5 protein-coding genes and 14 pseudogenes are annotated in these 18,243 nt (G+C 56.0%); 7 read left to right on the top strand and 12 right to left on the bottom strand.

Going from position 1 to position 18,243, the window contains the following annotated elements; all coding sequences use genetic code 11:
• Positions 1-141: 141 nt before the first annotated feature.
• Positions 142-534 (bottom strand): N-acetylmuramoyl-L-alanine amidase, encoded by a 393-nt coding sequence (locus ACTBDU_RS11410; protein ID WP_438806527.1) that lies wholly within the window; start codon positions 532-534, stop codon positions 142-144.
• A 340-nt stretch (positions 535-874) separates the two neighbouring features.
• Between ACTBDU_RS11410 and ACTBDU_RS11405 the strand changes: the two are divergent.
• From ACTBDU_RS11405 to ACTBDU_RS11385, 5 genes and pseudogenes are all read left to right on the top strand, one after another.
• Positions 875-1,090: pseudogene (locus ACTBDU_RS11405) on the top strand (lipoprotein); the annotation flags it as partial.
• Positions 1,091-1,327: 237 nt separating this feature from the next.
• Positions 1,328-2,053, top strand: coding sequence for an arginine ABC transporter ATP-binding protein ArtP (gene artP, locus ACTBDU_RS11400; protein ID WP_438806528.1), 726 nt, complete (start codon positions 1,328-1,330; stop codon positions 2,051-2,053).
• 21 nt (positions 2,054-2,074) lie between these two features.
• Positions 2,075-2,794 (top strand): annotated as a pseudogene (artJ, locus tag ACTBDU_RS11395) (arginine ABC transporter substrate-binding protein).
• Between the two features lie 21 nt (positions 2,795-2,815).
• Positions 2,816-3,523, top strand: a pseudogene (artQ, locus tag ACTBDU_RS11390) (arginine ABC transporter permease ArtQ).
• A gap of 74 nt (positions 3,524-3,597) precedes the next feature.
• Positions 3,598-3,987 (top strand): annotated as a pseudogene (locus tag ACTBDU_RS11385) (ABC transporter permease subunit); the annotation flags it as partial.
• Between the two features lie 225 nt (positions 3,988-4,212).
• Here ACTBDU_RS11385 and ACTBDU_RS11380 read toward each other — a convergent pair.
• From ACTBDU_RS11380 to ACTBDU_RS11340, 9 genes and pseudogenes are all read right to left on the bottom strand, one after another.
• Positions 4,213-5,041, bottom strand: a pseudogene (locus tag ACTBDU_RS11380) (hypothetical protein).
• A gap of 62 nt (positions 5,042-5,103) precedes the next feature.
• Positions 5,104-5,598, bottom strand: a pseudogene (locus ACTBDU_RS11375) (YbjO family protein).
• Between the two features lie 70 nt (positions 5,599-5,668).
• Positions 5,669-6,311, bottom strand: a pseudogene (locus ACTBDU_RS11370) (ABC transporter permease subunit).
• A gap of 38 nt (positions 6,312-6,349) precedes the next feature.
• A pseudogene (locus ACTBDU_RS11365) lies at positions 6,350-7,223 on the bottom strand (ABC transporter permease subunit).
• A gap of 33 nt (positions 7,224-7,256) precedes the next feature.
• Positions 7,257-8,256: pseudogene (gene potA / locus ACTBDU_RS11360) on the bottom strand (polyamine ABC transporter ATP-binding protein); the annotation flags it as partial.
• Between the two features lie 186 nt (positions 8,257-8,442).
• A pseudogene (gene potF / locus ACTBDU_RS11355) lies at positions 8,443-9,498 on the bottom strand (spermidine/putrescine ABC transporter substrate-binding protein PotF).
• A gap of 666 nt (positions 9,499-10,164) precedes the next feature.
• Positions 10,165-10,644: a YbjN domain-containing protein gene (locus tag ACTBDU_RS11350; protein ID WP_438806526.1), complete on the bottom strand. Its 480-nt coding sequence runs from the start codon at positions 10,642-10,644 to the stop codon at positions 10,165-10,167.
• A 244-nt stretch (positions 10,645-10,888) separates the two neighbouring features.
• A pseudogene (gene rimK / locus ACTBDU_RS11345) lies at positions 10,889-11,786 on the bottom strand (30S ribosomal protein S6--L-glutamate ligase).
• Between the two features lie 350 nt (positions 11,787-12,136).
• Positions 12,137-12,289: a hypothetical protein gene (locus ACTBDU_RS11340; protein WP_438806525.1), complete on the bottom strand. Its 153-nt coding sequence runs from the start codon at positions 12,287-12,289 to the stop codon at positions 12,137-12,139.
• A gap of 1,523 nt (positions 12,290-13,812) precedes the next feature.
• Between ACTBDU_RS11340 and ACTBDU_RS11335 the strand changes: the two are divergent.
• A pseudogene (locus ACTBDU_RS11335) lies at positions 13,813-14,946 on the top strand (HAAAP family serine/threonine permease).
• A gap of 342 nt (positions 14,947-15,288) precedes the next feature.
• Here the strand turns inward: ACTBDU_RS11335 and ACTBDU_RS11330 are convergent.
• Positions 15,289-16,482: a serine hydrolase gene (locus ACTBDU_RS11330; RefSeq protein ID WP_438806524.1), complete on the bottom strand. Its 1,194-nt coding sequence runs from the start codon at positions 16,480-16,482 to the stop codon at positions 15,289-15,291.
• Between the two features lie 529 nt (positions 16,483-17,011).
• On the opposite strand from ACTBDU_RS11330, the pseudogene ACTBDU_RS11325 reads away from it, so the two are divergent.
• A pseudogene (locus ACTBDU_RS11325) lies at positions 17,012-17,636 on the top strand (glutathione S-transferase N-terminal domain-containing protein).
• 14 nt (positions 17,637-17,650) lie between these two features.
• On the opposite strand, the pseudogene ACTBDU_RS11320 reads toward ACTBDU_RS11325, so the two are convergent.
• Positions 17,651-18,115: pseudogene (locus ACTBDU_RS11320) on the bottom strand (PQQ-dependent sugar dehydrogenase); the annotation flags it as partial.
• Positions 18,116-18,243 lie beyond the last annotated feature (128 nt).

Below are 18,243 nucleotides of genomic sequence, written 5' to 3'. Positions count from 1 at the left end.
AACCTAATTCACATATATCTAATGGATGCCCAAAGGGCGTTTAAACTACCTTTAAATCTGCTCAAACCACGGTCATTCGAGTCCAGAATTTAGTGCAAAAAAATCATTTTTTGCCCATTTTTTTTGCGACGAGGCCAGAATCTATAAAATCTCTGTAAGCCTCGCCATTAAAGGGCTTCCGGCTAACTTATCGTTTAACTTAAGAGTCCAGAAATGATTGCCACCCCACAGGCACAGCGCCGTCACCACCGCTATCTGCTGCGGCGGCCAGGGCGCCCAGCGGAGGCTGCCGTCGGCGCTGTGCCGATAGCCATCATTTTCGATCTCGATGCTGATGGCGGTATCGTTAAGATGGGTGCGCCCACGCCAGTAACTTTTTCCCGCGTGCCAGACGCGACGCGATTCATCCACCAGTTGCAGTACCGTCAGAGCCCCAGCGCCGCGCGGCGCTGGCACCAGATAATGCACGCTGACCGGCCCCTGGGTCAGCGTGGTCAAAGAGCGATCGTAATCGTCAGCGGTGTGGTGCAGCACCAGCAGTCACGCGGTCATCCTGGCTGCGCGCCGGGTGTGAGCGGTCCAAACGATAGCCGCGCGGCGCACAGCCGGCCAGCAGCAACAACGCGATAAACAGTAGAAAACCCGGCCGACGTCCGGACGCGCGCGGGGAGAAAAGCGACATAATTATCCTCGGTTGACAGGCCCGCAAGGCGTCGCGACCGACGCCGGCGGTAAAGTGCGCAATAGCACGGCGGGTGCTACAACTCCCTGATAATTCTCTATACTGTATAAGAACAGGCTTCTCTACACTTCACTTTTAAGGCCGACAATGAAAAAGACATCGCTGGTTCTGTTGCCATTAATGTTGACCCTCAGCGCCTCCAGGATCCCCAATACCGACGCCAAAAACATTCTGCTGCGGGTGGATATATCGCGATAGCAAAACGGCGACAGAGCGGATGTCGACTGGCAGGTCGAAGCGCTGATGATACGTGAAGGCACCCGCTGGGTCGTGGATGACGTACGCTATCTAGGCGCGGCTCCGCCCGCTACCGCCGGCACTCTGCGCCAAACGCTGGAGACCCGCTGACGTCACCTTGTGCCCCGGCGTCAAAAGCGAAGACGTCCTGACGCCGTCTTTCTTCCCGAGCGCGATAGCGCTCGTGCGCCCGCCTAAAGCATAACTTGACGCAAAAACCGCCGTTGCTGCTGCTTTGTGCTGTAATTCGTATTATTACCTTCCTAATTGTAAATTTTCTACGCGGTGGATTGCATCGGCGCTAGTGCGACGTTACCATCTGCCCCAATGGCTATTCAGTTTATTCGCATGAGTATTCAACTTAATCACATCAACTGCTTTTATGGGGCGTATCAAGCGCTGTTCGATGTCACCCTGACCAGCCCGGCAGGTAAAACGCTGGTCTTGCTCGGCCCGAGCGGCGCCGGCAAAAGCTCGCTGCTGCGCGTGCTTAACCTGCTGGAAATGCCCCGCGACGGTGAACTGGATATCGCCGGTAATCATTTTGACTTTAGCCGCGCCCCTGACGTTAAGTCCATCCGCGCGCTGCGTCAGAACGTCGGCATGGTGTTTCAGCAATACTTGTGGCCCCATTTAACGGTGCGTCAGAATCTGATTGAAGCCCCCTGCCGGGTTCGCGGTCTGGATCGTCCGGCGGCCAACGCGCGCGCGGATGAATTACTCGAACGCCTGCGGCTGACTGACTACGCCGATCGTTTTCCGCTGCACCTGTCCGGCGGTCAGCAGCAGCGGGTGGCTATCGCCCGGGCGCTGATGATGGAGCCGCAGGTGCTGTTATTCGATGAACCGACGTCGGCGCTGGATCCGAAAATCACCGCGCAAATCGTCAGTATCATTCGTGAGCTGGCGCAGAGCGGCAGTACACAGGTGATTGTCACCCACGAGGTGGAGGCGGCGCGCAAGACCGCCAGCCGGGTGGTGTATATGAAAAACGGCCGTATTGTGGAACAGGGCGCCGCCGGCCATTTCGCGCAACCGCAAACGTCCGCGTTTGCGCAGTATCTATCGCATTAATCTTTTCGGAAATTGCTCAAAATGAATAAAACCGTCCTTGCCACGCTGCTGCCGGCCCTGTCAACCGGCGTCAGCGCCGCGGAAACCGTGCGTTTCGCTACCGAGGCAACTTATGTGCCGTTTGAGTTTGTCGGCGCTGATAATAAAATCCAGGGCTTCGATATCGATCTGGCCAATGCGCTGTGCAAGCAGATGCAGGCGGAGTGCACCTTTACCAATCAGGCGTTCGACAGTTTGATCCCCAGCCTGCGTTTTCGCCGCTTCGATGCCGTGATTTCCGGTATGGATATCACCCCGGACCGCCTTAAGCAGGTAGCGTTCACGCAGCCCTATTATGAAAACTCGGCTGTCTTTGTTGCCCAGAAGGGCAAATTTACCGATATGGCGTCCCTGGCCGGTAAGCGCGTCGGGATGCAAAACGGTTCTACCCACCAGAAATACCTGATGGATAAGCACTCTGAAATCACCGCAGTGCCTTATGACAGTTACCAGAACGCTATTCTGGATTTGAAAAATGGCCGGCTGGACAGCGTGTTCGGCGATACCACCGTCGTCAATGAATGACTGATGAAGGACGCCGATTTAGCGACCGTCGGCGACAAAGTGACCGATAAAGCCTATTTCGGCACCAGCCTGGGCATCGCCGTACGGCAAAACAACACGGCGCTGCTGGATAAGTTTAATCAAGCGCTGGACAAGATCAGGCAGGACGGCACTTATCAGAGCCTGTATCAGAAATAGTTTAAGCAGTAAGTCACCTTGATGGCGGAACTCATTCCCATCGCCCCCGCCGCGGGGACGACCCTCGCCCTGGCGCTGTGTGCGCTAGTCATCGGGTTTACTTTGACCATGGGCTTCGCCGCGCTGGAATCGGCACGCTGGCGCTGACCGGCACCGGGATGGTCGAAGCGCATCGCGGCCTGCCGGAAATTCTGGGGGTGCTGTTTATCTATTTTGGCGCTTCGCAATTGTTGGTCACGCTGGCGGACGGCATGACCCTGCAACTGGGTTCGCTGCGCATTTCACTCGCGCTGCCGATCGACAATTTCAACGTCAGTCTTTTTCTCTGCGGCGTCAGCGCGCTGGCACTGTTGTATGCGGCCTACGCCTCGCAAACGCTGCGCGGCGCCCTAAAAGCTATCGCGCAGGGTCAGTGGGAATCGGGGCAGGCGCTCGGAATGAGCAATGGCGCGACGTTTTTCCGGGTAATTTTGCCGCAAATGTGGCGTCATGCCCTGCCGGGGCTGGGGGAATCAATGGCTGGTGCTGTTGAAGGACACGGCTTTGGTGTCGCTGATTAGCGTCAACGATCTGATGTTGCAAACCAAAAGCATCGTCGGCTTTACCCAACAGCTGTTTACCTGGTATCTGCTGGCGGCGGGCGTTTATCTGGTGATTACGCTTTTCAGCCAGGCGGTATTGCGCGCCTGCTGGCGGCGCGCCACGCGCTTTGAAAAGAGGGCATCCTGATGAGCGGTCATTTATTACTGGCGCTGCTGCCCGGGCTGCCGATCAGCCTATCGCTCACAGCGGTTGCGGTGCTGGCGGCGCTGGCGCTGGCGCTAAACAGCGCCGCCTACAGTACCCAGTTGTTCGCCGGTGCGGTGCGCGCCATTCCCGACGGGCAGTGGTAATCCTGCGCGGCGCTGGGCATGAGTCGCGTGCAGTCGCTGCGACTACTGATGCCCTTTGCCATCAAGCGCGCCCTATCCCCCCACTTCAACGAAGTGGTGCTGGTGTTTAAGAGCACTTCGCTGGCCTATATCATTACCCTCATGGACGTGATGGGATAGAGCCAGCTCCTGTACGGTCGCACCTATGATGTAATGGTGTTCGGCGCGGCGGGGATTGTTTATCTGTGCGTCAGCGGCGTGCTGACGCTTTTAATGCGCAGTCTGGAGCGGCGGACACTGTGCTTCGAGCAGCGCCATTAACGCGTGCGGCGTCCGGCACGGGTGCCTGCCCTTGCCGCGCCGCGGCAGCATCAATGGCTACCTTGGAACAGGTGCGACCTGGGCGTCGAAGGTAGGCCACGTCACGCTCGCTGAAACGCAACAACTGAACGTACCTTCGAAGGCAAGCCATGTGACGCACGCTGAAACTTAACGGTTCAACCTGTGCCGAAGGTGAGACGTGACAGGGCCCTGTCCGGAAGGACATTAGCCGGCGTCGCCCGGCGCGCGGCGCTCAAGCAGCACCAGCGTTTCATAATGTGCGGTATGGGGAAACATATCAAACAGCCGGACGCGGCGCACCTGATAGTCGCAGAGCGCGCCAAGATCGCGCATGAGCGTCGCGGCCTGGCAGCTGGAATAGAGGATCCAGTGCGGCGCCGGTTTGCACGGCAAACCGGGTAGAGTTCAACGTCTGAAACGAGACTCCCTCCAGTCCCAATTGCTGCGCCGACTGCCGCGCGCTGGCGTCAACAGGATTTCCTGTTCTCCTTCCAACACCGCCATCGGCACCGGCTGCTGCAGGTTAACCAAGATAACCTTCAACTGCGGCAATCGCGCCGGCAGCCAGGGCAACGCCGCCCGTAGCGGCGCCAGCTTAGTCTCGGATCGCAGCACAAAGCGCAGCATCATTGCTGCCATCGAGCCGGCTTTCCATCAGCAGCAAGAACTTTAATTCACCGCCCCCGCGCGCCCCATGATATGGGGTCAGACCCGCGCGCGGGATAAACTGTTTCAAGACGGCGAACACCGGCGCAAAACTTGCCGGGTACAGCGTGCAGGCGCACAAATCAACGCCGCCTTCAGCATCCGCAATGCCCAGCAGCGGCCGCTCGACGCTGCCGCTCACCACCATTCTGGCCTTATTGCGCATCGCCTGCGGCGCCGAGCCCATAGCCGGCTGCCAGCATTCCGGCGGCACATTGGGCAACAGCGCCGCCAGTTGGCGCTGCTTTTCCGCAAGCTGCTGACCATAGGGCATGGCAAGCCACTGGCAAGAGCGGCAATGTTTGGTAGTGAAGAGATCGCAGTGCATGGGCGGTATCGGGTAGTGGCAAGCATGACGGGGGCGCATTGTAGCACCGCCACCGTGTCAAATCATCTATGGCGGGCAAAAAAGCGGCGGCTGGACAAGGCGCCGAATAGCAGCGCTATAATTATCAAATCCGGTAATTTCAGCATCAGGACCTGATAGCCGATTTGCCTGGCGGTGTCGCCCGGCAGCATAAACATTTCCGGATAAAACCCGCGCCAGGTGGCGAAGAACAGATACAGGGCACTTAAGATCTAGCAACCGAGATAACACCAGCGGGTCCAGGGCACGGCGCGTATTACGCCAAAGCCGCAGCGGATTTCAATGAACACCATCGTCAGACTGGCCAGAAACAGCCCGGTCAAATCCCAGGCGCGGCTGCTATTGTTGACGAAACTGTGCATACCATTGACGCCAAACGCACTGAACAGCAACACCACGTCCAGGCAGCGAATGGTAATCAGCGCGATGCCGGCTATCACCACCACCGGCGCGCCGATCGGCACCCGGATCCGGGGACGGGCGCCAACGGTTGTGCTGTTTCTCAGTATCTCCGACATCGCCTTTCTCCTTCACGCTCGCGCCGTTAGCCGCCGGCGCACTCCTTAAGATTAGCAGCGATCCCGTCAATCAGCCATGCGCGGCGCGCTGGCGATCGTGCTGATGCTGTTTCTCCTTACGGGACATTGACCACCCCAGGCTATCAGCCCGATTACGCCCACCACCCCCAGGATAAGAGTTGCCAGGGCATTAATTTCCGGGGTTACCCCCATGCGTACGCTGGAAAAAACCAGCAGCGGCAGCGTCGTGGAGCCGGGACCGGCGCCAAAACTGGCGATCACCAAATCGTCGAGCGACAGGGTAAACGCCAATAGCCAGCCGGAGATGATAGCCGGCACAGTCATCGGCAACGTGATGATGAAGAACACCTTCACCGGCGCGGCGCCCAAATCCATCGCCGCTTCTCCGATAGAGTGATCCAGCTCGCGTAGGCGTGGACTCACCACCACCGCCAGGGTCTCCAGCACCGCCGCCATGGTCGCGGTCGAAGCCGGCCAGCGTCATGCGCTCAGTGTCACGCCGCTAATCATTGCATCGTCGTGCACCAGCACGTGATACCACTGCGTGGACCACGCCGGCCCAGACCCGTCACCAGTCGAGAGCTGTTAAACGAATAGATTACTAACATCAGCATCGACGCATACAAAAAGATGTAACCCACCACCGATATCAGGATGCGCCAGGGCGAGCGTACGACCAGTAACGTATTCATCGGTGATCTCCCATGGCTTTGTTCTGATGTTTATGGAATTACATGATGGGGGCTATCAACAGAAACAGCATCACCACCGCGACCGCTGAGGCCACCGGCCAATCGCGATTATTGAAAAACTCCTGCCACAAGATCCGGCCGATCATGATGCTGTCCGGCCCGCCGAGCAGTTCAGGGATCACATACTCCTTTACCGCCGGGATAAACACCAGCATCGAGCCGGCGATAATGCCCCCTTTGGTCAGCAGCGGCACGATCACCTGGAAAAAGGTTTTCAGCGGGCGGGCGCCCAAATCCAGCGAGGCTTCCACTAGCGAATAATTCAACCGGGTCAGCGCGGTATAGATGGGCAGGATCATAAAGGGTAGATGGGCGTACACCACGCCGATGTACACCACCAGGTTAATGTGCAGAATTACCAGCGGCTGGTCGATAACCCCCAGCCACATCAGGACATTATTCAGCACGCCGTTATTCTTCAGAATGCCCATCCAGGCATAAACCCGGATCAGAAACGAGGTCCATGACGGCAGAATAATCACTAATAACAGAATGTTACTGATGGATGCCGGGCTGTGCGCCACCGCCCAGGCCATGGGGTAGCCCAGCAGGAGGCAGAAGAACGTCGACACCGCTGCTACCTGCAAAGATTGCAGATAGGCTTCGATATACAGCGGGTCGTCCAGCAGTTGGATGAAATTGGCCAGATTGAGCGAAATCGTCAGGGTGCCGTCTAGCCAGACTGATTTTGAACACAATCAAAAACGGCAGCATGAACAATAACAGCAGCCACAGATAAGGCAGCAGGATCACCACCTTGCACCCGTAGGCCATCTGCCAGCGTGTCAACAAGCCCGGGATCACCACGCGCCGCGCGCCGCCAGACGGCGGTGTAAGGTTAGCGTTGGACATCACCTTCCTCTCCCCTAAACCGTAAGCACAATACAACTGGGCGCTGATGATCTGCTCGCTGTTCAGGCGGACGTAATAAATGGACAAATCCCCCAGGTAGGCGATATTGATCACCTTACCCACGGCGAAGTTACAGCCGTATTCGGGCGCGCCCCCTCACAGAGCATGATTTTCTCCGACCGTAGCGCGACATGGACCGGGACGCCCTACACCACCGATACATCGGTATTGACCCGCAGTGGAGACAGCAGGCCCGGGCTTTGCAGGATAAGCGCGTTGTCCAAACGTGCCTTGAGCAGCCCCTCGAACGTGTTTACCGACCCGATAAACTCGGCGCTGAAGCGGCTGTTGGGAATGCTCATATATCTCCTATGGCTCGCCATGGTCATCGCTTCTTCCTGATCGTGGGTAACCATGACGTAGGTCACGCCGACCCGCTCAAGAATATCCACCACTTCCAGCTGCATGCGGTCACGCAGCTTTTTATCCAGTGCCCCCCATCGGTTCATCGAGCAGCAGAAGCTTGGGCCGTTTGGCCAGGCTGCGCGCCAGGGCCACCCACTGGCGCTGGCCGCAGGAAAGCTGATGAGGTTTGCGCGCTGCATATTTCTGCATATGCATCATCGCCAGTATCCTCTTTTACCCGCAGTTTAATCTCCGCACGCGGCAGCTTATCCTGCTTCAGGCCAAAGGCGATATTCTACTCTACCGTCATGTGAGGAAACAGCGCATAGGACTGGAACATCATATTAATGAGCCGTTGATAGGGCGGCGTATGGGAGAGATCCTAACCGTCGAGGACAATAGCGCCGTGGGTCGGCGCCTCGAAGCCCGCCAGCATGCGCAACAGCGTGGATTTGCCGCAGCCGGAAGCGCCCAACAAAGCGAACATTTCCCCTTTATAGATGGTCAGACTAACATCATCCACCGCCATCTGCCCGTCAAAGCTTTTGGTCAGGTTGCGGATTTCCAGCAATGGTGTCACCATTTTGCGGGCGCTGTTGGACGGCGGACGGGGTATGGCATCGTTCACTAACATCACTCTCCGGTATCGGCGGGGGCAGCGGACCGGCTCAGCCGGCGTATCGCCGCAAACAAAGCATAGCAAACGGGGGGGAACCGCCTGTTAGTTAAGGTAAGCGTAGCGTAATTCGCCGGATTATTTGCCGCTTTTCACTTTGGTCCAGACGCGGGTTATCACCCGGTCGATTTTCGGCGGCTACACTCTCAGCGTAAACAGTTTGGCGCGCACGTCCGCCGGCGGGTAAATGCCAGGATTGTCACACACTTCCGGATTTACCAGCGGTGTCGCCGCCTTGTTGCCGTTGGCGTAGAAGATCTGGTTACTGGCGTCGGCAATCATCTGCGGCTCTAGCAGATAGTTAATAAATTGGTAGGCTTCATCGAGATTTTTGGCGTCCGCCGGAATGGCCAGCACGTCAAAAAACGTCCGCCCCCCTTCTTTTAAAATCAAATAGGCAATGTTTACGCCATTTTTCGCTTCCTTGGCCCGATTGGGGGCCTGCATGACATCGCCCGCCCAACCGATGGCGACGCAAGTATCGCCGTTCGCCAGGTCGTTAATGTATTGCGAAGACTGGAAGTAGCGAATGCTCGGGCGCAGTTTCAGCAACTGATCGGTGGCCGACCCGGTATAATCGGCGGCGCTGTCGCTGTTGGGATCTTTACCCAAATAATTCAGCACCGTTGCATAAATCTCGGAAGGTGCGTCGAGGAATGACACGCCGTAGCTTTTCAGCTTTGCCAGGTTTTCCGGCTTCAGCACCAAATCCCAGCTGTTGACCGGCGCGTCTTTGCCCAGCACCGCTTTGACCTTCTCGACGTTATAGCCGATACCGGTAGTGGCCCACATATAGGGCACGGCATATTTGTTGTCCGGATCGTGGCAGCTGATGAGCTTGCAGCTCAGGGTCGAGATTTTTGTAATTGGGCAGTTTGCTCTTATCCAGCGGTTAAAAGACGCCAGCCGACAGCTGACGCTCCAGGAAGCTCGCAGAGGGCACCCCACAATATCAAAGCCGGTACTACCGGCCATCAGTTTCCCTTCCAAAACCTCATTGGAATCGAAAACGTCATAGACCACCTTGATGCCGATTTTCTTTTCAAAATCAGGGACGGTATTCGGCTTGATATAATCTGATCAGTTATACACGGGCAGCGTTTTTTGCTCCGCAAACGCAAACGCAGACGCAGAAACGACCATCAGTAAGCCGGCAATCGCACCGGTAAGCCATAATTGACGTTGGGTAAACATCCGTTACTTCCTCCCTAAAACCTTCATCGCAAAACGGCGCTTATGTCGTAGCGCCGATCCAGGTCATCTATGAAAGGCGCAATCCCGGCATTCCAGGGCGGTTTGTACGGTAAACCTGCGCACTACGGCCGGTTCCTTTTGGCGAGCACCGACGTTGCGTAGCACAATACCCAGCGGCGCCTGGCACTAGCACAGCCTGTCGCCAGCATAACCGCACGGGCGTTCCTGCGCCAGCATCCGGCGTAAAAACGACTTTAAGTGACTAATTATTCATTTTGCGGCATTTTAGGGTGACAACTGAGGGAGCGCGGCAGAGAAAATAGCGAAAAAAATAGCTTCGTGCATTACAAAAGCCCTCTTCGATGAGAAATGGCAGGATAACGACTTAACGCCGCCGATTCCCTCCCTGATGCCGCAGTCGTTGATGAGGTGGACGTTGAAAAGGCAGGATTTGGAGCGCCGGGTACCGACAAATCGCGCGCCCTAACCAGGTACACCTAAGCGGATGAGATGCCCCATCGCGTCAGCAAGGAAAAGGCCCGCGCCGCACGGGGACCAGCGGTGTCAGCCGTCAACCCCCGATCTCACATGGCATCAGCCGTCAAGCGTCCAACCTCAACGCGGGCCACGCGGCGTCAGCCGTCAAGCGCCCGTGCTGCACGCGAGTTAGTGGATAACCGGCGTCGAAGGGGCATGAGCGTCGTTGTCATCGTCTTCGCCGATAAACAGCAGATCGTTGGCGCGCGCTTCCATAATGAGCATAGAAATCTGCTCCTCGGCCTGCTGCATGAAATGGCGGAACTGGCCGAGGGTGACCCCGGCGGCGCTGACCAGGGCCTGGCAGGCCACAAGTTTGGGCAAATTATCGTCCTGAATGTCGATAAACGCTTTCACCGTCAGCGAACTGGCGTTGATCTGACTCAAATCCCCCACCAGCGCGATAAGAGCCGTCGGCCGTACCTCCGCCATGGCGGAAAACAAGATGACATTGTCAGCCAGATCAACCTTTGCATCAAAAATGCCGTCGAAATTCTGCATATGCGGCAGATGCAACGCCTGGCAGGAGTCACATTCATAGAATGACAAATTCAGCTTCTCCAACCAGCGCTTCAAGATATCCAGATCCGGTACGACAAGTGAATCCATATAAAACTAACCTCTTCTCTAGTGTGAAACGGGGCATAGCTTACGGAATAATAAATAGTAGCGCTATGGCCAAATGCAGCAATTTCACCTTCCCTTAGCCGAGATTGGCAACATTAAGGCGAATTTGACTGCCGCTGACCGCGCCGGCAAACAAAAATAGACGATTGATTTTAAGCAATTGCCGGACAGGGCAGCCACCGCCGCCTCAGGCACTGGTTTTTTCTGAAAAACAGGTTATGTTCGCTTAGCGCGAGTCTCGGTCGGCGAGACGCGCTTCAATAAACGTGATCATCAGGGTCGCGATATCCATATTGCTGGTTGCTGGCGGTTTCTATTTTTCCCAGCCCCGGGGACGCGTTCACCTCCATCACTAACAGTCTCTGCTTTGCGCGCAGGATATTCACGACGGCGACGTTAAGGCACAGCGCCGCCGCGGCATGAATCGCCGCCGCCCGCTCCGCTGCGCTGATGATCATTGTCTGCGCGCTGCCGCCGCGATGCAGATTGGAGCGAAAATCCCCAGTTTTGGTCTGGCGTTCGATTGCCGCCACGACCTTATCACCTATCACCAGACAGCGGACATCGTATCCGCCGGCTGCGGCGACAAACTCCTGCACCAGAAATTGAGCTTTCAGGCGGCGAAATGCGTCGATAACGCATTTCGCCGCCTGCCGCGTTTCCGCCAGTACGACGCCTATGCGCTGCGTTCCCTCCACCAGCTTCACCACCAGCGGCGCGCCACCCACCATAATGATGAGATCGCCGGCATCATCCGGCGAATCGGCAAAGCCGGTAATGGGCAGGTCTATGCCCTGACGTGCCAGCAATTGTAAGGAATGCAATTTGTCCCGCGCGCAAGTGATCGCCGCTGATTCGTTGAGAGCATAGCTGCCCAGCATCTCGAATTGGCGCAGCACCGCAGTGCCGTAAAAGGTGGTCGACGGGCCGATACGCGGGATCACGGCGTCGTAATGTTTCAGGCGCCGGCCACGGTAGTGAATCGAAGGGGCGGTATTGTTGATATTCATATAACAGGAAAGGGGATCGATAACATCGACCTTATGGCCTCTGGCCTGTGCGGCCTCGCGCAGCCGGCGGCATGAGAACAGGGTCCCATCGCGGGAGAGGATGGCTAGTTTCACACTTTATCCAGAGGCAAAGTATCGCGTTGGCGACATCATAATTCCGCCGCGGGCGGGGGTCAGAAAAGATTCGGCCTGCGCCGCAAGGCAACGTCAGCACGCCTGGCTCCACACCGATAAGAGGCTGTGCAGTCGTGCGGGTGCGGACGTGCCGCTAAAGGCTGCCGCTGGCGCCTCCATCGACGTCTTGCCCCCGGCACCCCCGCCCGCAGACCTTTTTCAGTGCCAGTCGTGGCAAAAAGAGTGGCTAACTCTCGCCGTCAGCCCCCCCTCCGGCCAAGGCGACTAAAGCGGTTTTTTGACTAATAAAGATCAGCACGAAAATTAACGTGCTGGCCACAATACCTGCGTTATGCCGGTGAATCGCCATGGTCGCCTTCCTCATGGATACCCGCCACGATGGCGGCAGTAATACCTATTTCCCAGTGTAAAAAAGCAAACGCCCCCGGATTCAGGGGCAGACATCCCGGCAGACGGTCTAAAAGCCATCTGACTTTAGGCATTGAGTTGACTCTATTCGCGTCACAGCATGTAAGGTCGCGGGAGGTCAGGGAAGCCTGGCCGCCGGAGATAGTGGTCAAATAAATTTAACTGGTAACTTCAACTATATTAATGTGTTGCAGGTAAAATACCGGTTACGTTTTCGAAGGCATCAGGTCATATTATTGTTACCAGGCGCTGTAAAAGTGTTAGCGATTTGCTGCCGGGCGCCGACCCCCATCGCGAGGCTGCCAACGCAGCGCAGGCCAACCCGATAAAAGCGTGGAACTTTTCATAAAATGGCCTGATGGTGGGGCGCGTCAAAGGCCGGCGCGTCTTCTTCCGCTTTAGCGACCGAGAGTTATTAACTGGTTAACGGGCTGTCACGGGGTATGAGGGGCTTTGGCGTCATTTTAGGAAATATCCTTAATTAATTGGCGCGAGGTGAAAAACGTCAGAGGCGATCCGCCCTCTCGTGGCTCAACCATAATCATCACGGCGGGACGCGCCGTCGTGCCATGGCCCATACGCGCCGGGGCGAAGGCCGCTTCGCCCCGCGCGGGAGGTGGGTGCACGCTGCCATGCGGACATCTTCCTTGCCCGACACGCTGATTGTTGTTCAGCCAGGCCGCAGCGGCGCGGGCGCGCTTACCTAGCGTAAAAAAATATTTCCCGCGTCGGCAGAACTTTTGCCCCGCCTCCCGGTCATACTTTATGCCACTGCTTTTCTTTGATGTCCCCATTTTGGGGAGCCCAAACGTCTCGCCTATTAGGTCCAAGGCGCTTGGGTTTTTTATTATTCCTTCATTTTGTTGCCCTCGTCATCCCCTTTTATAAAAAACGCCTTTCGGGCAAAATATCGCTAGCGGGTAAACCCCAACCTGCGTGGCATTCGTCGTCTATCACCGTCAAGTGCGGGCGTAGCGCAAGCCAATATAGCGGTACTATGAGGCCACGCAACATTTATTTTTCATAGCGAATGAGTCAAATTTTATACACTATTGTCGCGTTTGCACAATTAATCACCGTCGGCCGAATACTTTTCCCACAGAAAGCATAAACTCTCGTCTCAGACTTTGTTATGAGCACTATTTACTCACTCTTTTTATAGGTTAATTTTACACGCCGCGCGCGAAATTAACAAAGAACGACCAAGAAAGAAAAATCTGACAATATAAATATTAATATACTGAAATATAGGAAATAGCATAAATCCATCAGCCGCAAATGCTTATGAAATTGCTCATTAATTGACTCACGGCAGGGAGTATTATACCCACATCGCTAGTGGCAATTAATTATTCGACCGGCGTCAAAAAAAACAGCATTAGTGCTGGAAGTGACAAATAAACACTTTATTATCCCCCCGAAGATTACCGATGATTCGACAACAGATAATTAAACCACATTAATATAATTATATTAAACTGAGTAACGGCGACGGCTATTATCAATCACCGGTCAGCCTTTGCATTATATTCGGAGAATTTATGGACATAACAAAAGCCCCCCCCCCGTACGGGCGATCCCATCTGATACGGTCTAGATGTTGGGGCTATATGGCACGGCGATTGGTGGCGCCGGGGTGCTATTTTTATCCATCAATGCAGGTATCGGCGGGCTACTGCCCCTGCTTATCATGGCGCTTATCGCCTTTCCCATGACCTTTTTCGCCCATCGGGGCATGCCGCGTTTTGTACTCTCAGGCAACGGCAAATGCAACGACATTACCGATGTCGTCAAAGAACATTTCGGCAACCGCGTCGGTAACCTGATTACGCTGCTGTACTTTTTCGCTATCTATCCGATCCTGCTGGTTTACAGCGTCGCCATCACCAATACCGTCGAGAGTTTTATCGTACATCAGCTTGGCTACATTGTGAAGTCGATGTGCGTGCTGGTGTTTCCGTTTGTAGCGGTACTGGTGTTTTTGTCGTTTTATCTTATTCCGTACTGGAGCGGCGCAATTTTCCATGCCCCGCTGGTGCAGCCCCAGGCCGACGGCGGCGGACTGCTCAGCACCCTGTGGCTGGCGGTGCCGGTCATGGTGTTTTCGTTTAATCATTCCCCCATTATCTCGTCATTCGCGATGTCAAAACGCGAAGAATATGGCGAAGGGGCCGAGGCAAAATGCGCCCGCGTTTTGGCCTGTAGCCACGTGATAATAATGCTGACGGTAATGTTTTTCGTTTTTAACTGTGCCCTTAGCCTCTCGCCGGGAAACATGCAGGAAGCCAAAGATCAAAATATCTCCATGCTGTCGTACCTTGCCAACCATTTTGATAATCCGTTTATCGCCTCGCTGGGGCCGATTATCGCTTTTGAGGCTATTGCTAAATGATTTCTCGGCCACTATCTCGGCGCTAGTGAATGTTTTAGCGGGCTAGTGACCTCGGCATTACAGGCCCGCGGCAAAGAAATTTCCGCCGGTACGATGAGCAAGGTCACCGCCGTATTCATGCTGCTGACCGCTTGGCTGGTGGCCACCATTAATCCCAGCATTTTGGGGATGGTTGAAACTCTGGGCGGCTCCATCATTGCCATGTTGCTGTTTTTAATGCCGATGTACGCGATTCATAAAGTGCCCGCCATGGCCCGCTCCCGCGGTTTGGCAAGTAATTACTTCGTTTGGGCGATTGGGCTTATCGCACTGACCGCGACGATCTACAAGCTGATGTAATAATGAACGCGGGCGGCGTCTGGCGACAGTCCTGCCACCCCGGTAGCGTAGCGGCGGTGGCTTCGGGTGTGATACGGCAACGGCGCCCGCAGCAAAAGCTCCGGCGGCAGCGATAAGCAAGGCGCTGCCGGTACTGCGCCGGAAGTATCAAGTCAAGGTGGGTGCACCGGGCGGCCGTAACACCATAAGCACGGATTAACGCAGACCCGCAGGCACAGCGCCAGAAGCATCGGCTCACGCAGCCCCCGCGTCGCCATAAAATGGATGAGCCTGAGTCCGATTGACGTGGCGGCCAGCGACAAAACGGCGTGGCTACAGCACGCTGCGCCGTCTCACCGCACGTTAGCTAAAAAGACTATGTACTTTAAGCGGGATCCAGTCCCACAGCGTGCGGAATATGCCGCCTTTCTTCACCTCTTCCATCACCACCAGCGGCCGCTGCTCGATAACCTTGCCATCCAGGCTGAAATCGATGGTGCCCACTACCTGATCCTTGGCCAGCGGCGCCTCCAGATGCGGGGTGGAGAGCGTAAAAGACGCCTTCATATTTTTCAATTGCCCTTTCGGCAAGGTAATGGCCACATCCTGGGCCACGCCCAGATTCACCTGGCTTCGATCGCCGAACCACACCCGTTGCTGGGTAAACGGTCGGTCCTTCGGCACCGGCATGACGGTTTCATAAAAGCGGAAACCCCAAATCAGCAGCTTCTCGCTTTCACGAAAGCGAATACCATCGCTCGGGGCGCCGAGCACGACGGAAATCAGCCGCATGCCATTATCGGTGGCTGACGCCACCAGATTGTGGCCGGCGCCGCTGGTGTAGCCGGTTTTCACGCCGTCGACGATCAGGTTACCGCTCCATAACAGACGATTACGGTTGGGCTGTTTGATTTTGTTGTAGGTAAATTCTTTCTCTTTATGCAGCGCGTATTCGTCCGGAACGTTGTGGATTAGCGCCTGGCTGAGAATGGCTATATCCCGCGCGGTGCTGTACTGCCCTTCCGCGTCCAGGCCATGTACCGTGAGAAAGTGGGTATTCTTCAGTCCGAGCGCTTGAGCGTACTGATTCATCAGGCTGACAAAAGCGTCCTGGCTACCCGCAACGTGATCCGCCAGCGCAATACTGGCATCGTTGCCGGACTGGATGACGATGCCTTTATTAAGATCGTCAACCGTGACCTGCTCGCCCTGTTTGAGGAACATCAGCGACGAGCCGCGCAGCACCGGATTGCCGGTAGCCCAGGCATCCTTTCCGATCGTCACCTTGTCCGTCGGGTGAATCTTGCCGGCCTTCATCGTCTGCCCAATCACGTAGTTGGACATGATTTTAGTGAGGCTCGCGGGATCAAGACGCTCATCGGCGTTGGCTTCCGCCAGCACCTTGCCGCTCTGATAATCCATCAGAATATACGCACGGGCGTTAATTTCCGGCGCGGCGGGTGGGACGTCGGCGCCACGAAGGGCAGGGACGGCAAGCAGGAGCAGGGTGCCCAAAGCAAGGGCATAACGTTGATTGCTGAAGACAGGTTTCATCATGACGAGGCCAGAGTATCTATTCAATAAGAGTCACCGCGTGTAATCCGCTGGCGGATGTTGCGCGCATGGCCGGCAACGGGCTGCGCGCATGTCTATATCATGTTCTAGCAATGATAATCTAATCGAAACCGTTTAACTTTGCCGCATTGGCGCGCGCGTGTCAGCCCTTTTATTGTCAATTTTTTCTGCGCCCGTAAGGCGCGGGGAAAAAAACGCCCGGCCGGCCGGGGCAATTGATTAAACCCCGCTAATCGGTCACAGTAGACGCACTGTTTACCCGTGGCGCTATTTGCAAGCGAACAGCATGCAAACACCCATAATAAAGATTAGCTGGCGGCAGCCCTGGCGCCGGCAGAAAAATCGTCACCTGCGTGCCGTTCAGGAGCCCGCGTGCAGCGCCTCCTGCTTTTTGGCGGCCTGTGCGCGGTCGTCGGCGCACGGCCCGGGTATGGTGCATCGCTGAAGGTTGCCTGCCCGCCGCCGTCGACAGGGAAAGCGTAAAACTCATCATTTCGCTGTTGAAGGCGTTATGTTAACGATTTGGGGTCGCGAGAATTCAGTCAATGTCAAAAAGGTGCTCTAGTGCGCGGCGGAGCTGCAGCTGGTCTTCAATCTCATCCCGGCGGGGGCAATATGGCAAGAATCAGGATGCGCCCTTTCTGTCGCTGAATCCTAACGGTCTGGTCCCCTGCCTGCAGGACGATGAAAACGATTTAATTCTGTGGGAATCCGATACTATCGTGCGTTACCTCGCAGCTCGTTACGGTCAGGGTGTCTAGCTGCTCACCGATGCCGCTGAGCGTGCACGCAATGAAAAATGGATGGACTGGACGCTTTCGCTGCTGGCGCCCGCGCTGCAGCCGCTGTTTATCAGCCTGGTGCGCACGCCGGCCAAACAGCGCGATGCCGCAAGCGATAGCTGCGGGATCGCGGCGTGTGAAAAGCTGTTCGCCGTGGCCGATGGCGCGCTTGAAAAACAGCCATGGTTTGCCAGCGAGGCTTTTGGTATCGGCGACATTCCCCTGGGGTGTCTGGCTTACAACTAGTTTAATCTGCCGCTTGAACAACAACCCCAGCCGCGGCTGGAGGCCTGGTATCAGGCGCTGTGCGAGCGGACGGCCTATCAACAGCGGGTAATGTTGCCGCTCAGTTGACGCCGGTCCACGGCTTATTCTTCCTGCAGGCCGACCCGCAGCAGCTTACCGTTGCGTTCATCGGTCAGCACGTAGAGGTAACCATCGGCGCCGGCGCGGACATCGCGGATGCGCTCTGCGCGATCCGTCAGTAAGCGCTGCTCCGATACGACCTCATTTCCCTTCAGACTCAGGCGCAATAGCGCCTTGGTTTTTAGCGCGCCGATAAATAGCGAATGCTGCCAGGCGGGAAAGCGATTGCTTTGGTAAAACGCCATCCCGCTGATCGCCAGCGAGTGTTGCCAAAACTAGACCGACTGATCGGTTCCCGCGACAATGCCGCCACGCGCGTCGGGGATCTTTAATCCGGAATAATTGATGCCATAGGTGCCAATCGGCCAACCATAATTGGCGCCTTTATGCAGGATATTGATTTCATCGCCGCCGCGCGGACCGTGTTCATTTTCCCACATATCGCCGATCCAGGGATTCATGGCTAACCTGTAGTGGTCAACTAAAACTGGCCACCGCGTTAGCGTTTTTCCAGTATCTATTTTCTGATTCGTTTGGTGGCAACCCACCGTTATATTCATGCGGCCTGAGTGCGCTGTAATATCCCACGATATAG

It is taken from the genome of Sodalis sp. (in: enterobacteria) (assembly GCF_051710625.1).
Classification (GTDB): Bacteria; Pseudomonadota; Gammaproteobacteria; order Enterobacterales; family Enterobacteriaceae; genus JBPESN01.
This window is presented reverse-complemented; position numbering and strand designations above follow the sequence as displayed.

What these genes read in the sequence shown, in the direction of transcription:
- artP (WP_438806528.1), top strand. Translation starts at nt 1,328, where the DNA reads ATGAGTATTCAACTTAATCACATCAACTGCTTTTATGGGGCGTATCAA.
- ACTBDU_RS11350 (WP_438806526.1), bottom strand. Translation starts at nt 10,644, where the DNA reads ATGGATTCACTTGTCGTACCGGATCTGGATATCTTGAAGCGCTGGTTG.
- ACTBDU_RS11340 (WP_438806525.1), bottom strand. Translation starts at nt 12,289, where the DNA reads ATGCCTAAAGTCAGATGGCTTTTAGACCGTCTGCCGGGATGTCTGCCC.
- ACTBDU_RS11330 (WP_438806524.1), bottom strand. Translation starts at nt 16,482, where the DNA reads ATGATGAAACCTGTCTTCAGCAATCAACGTTATGCCCTTGCTTTGGGC.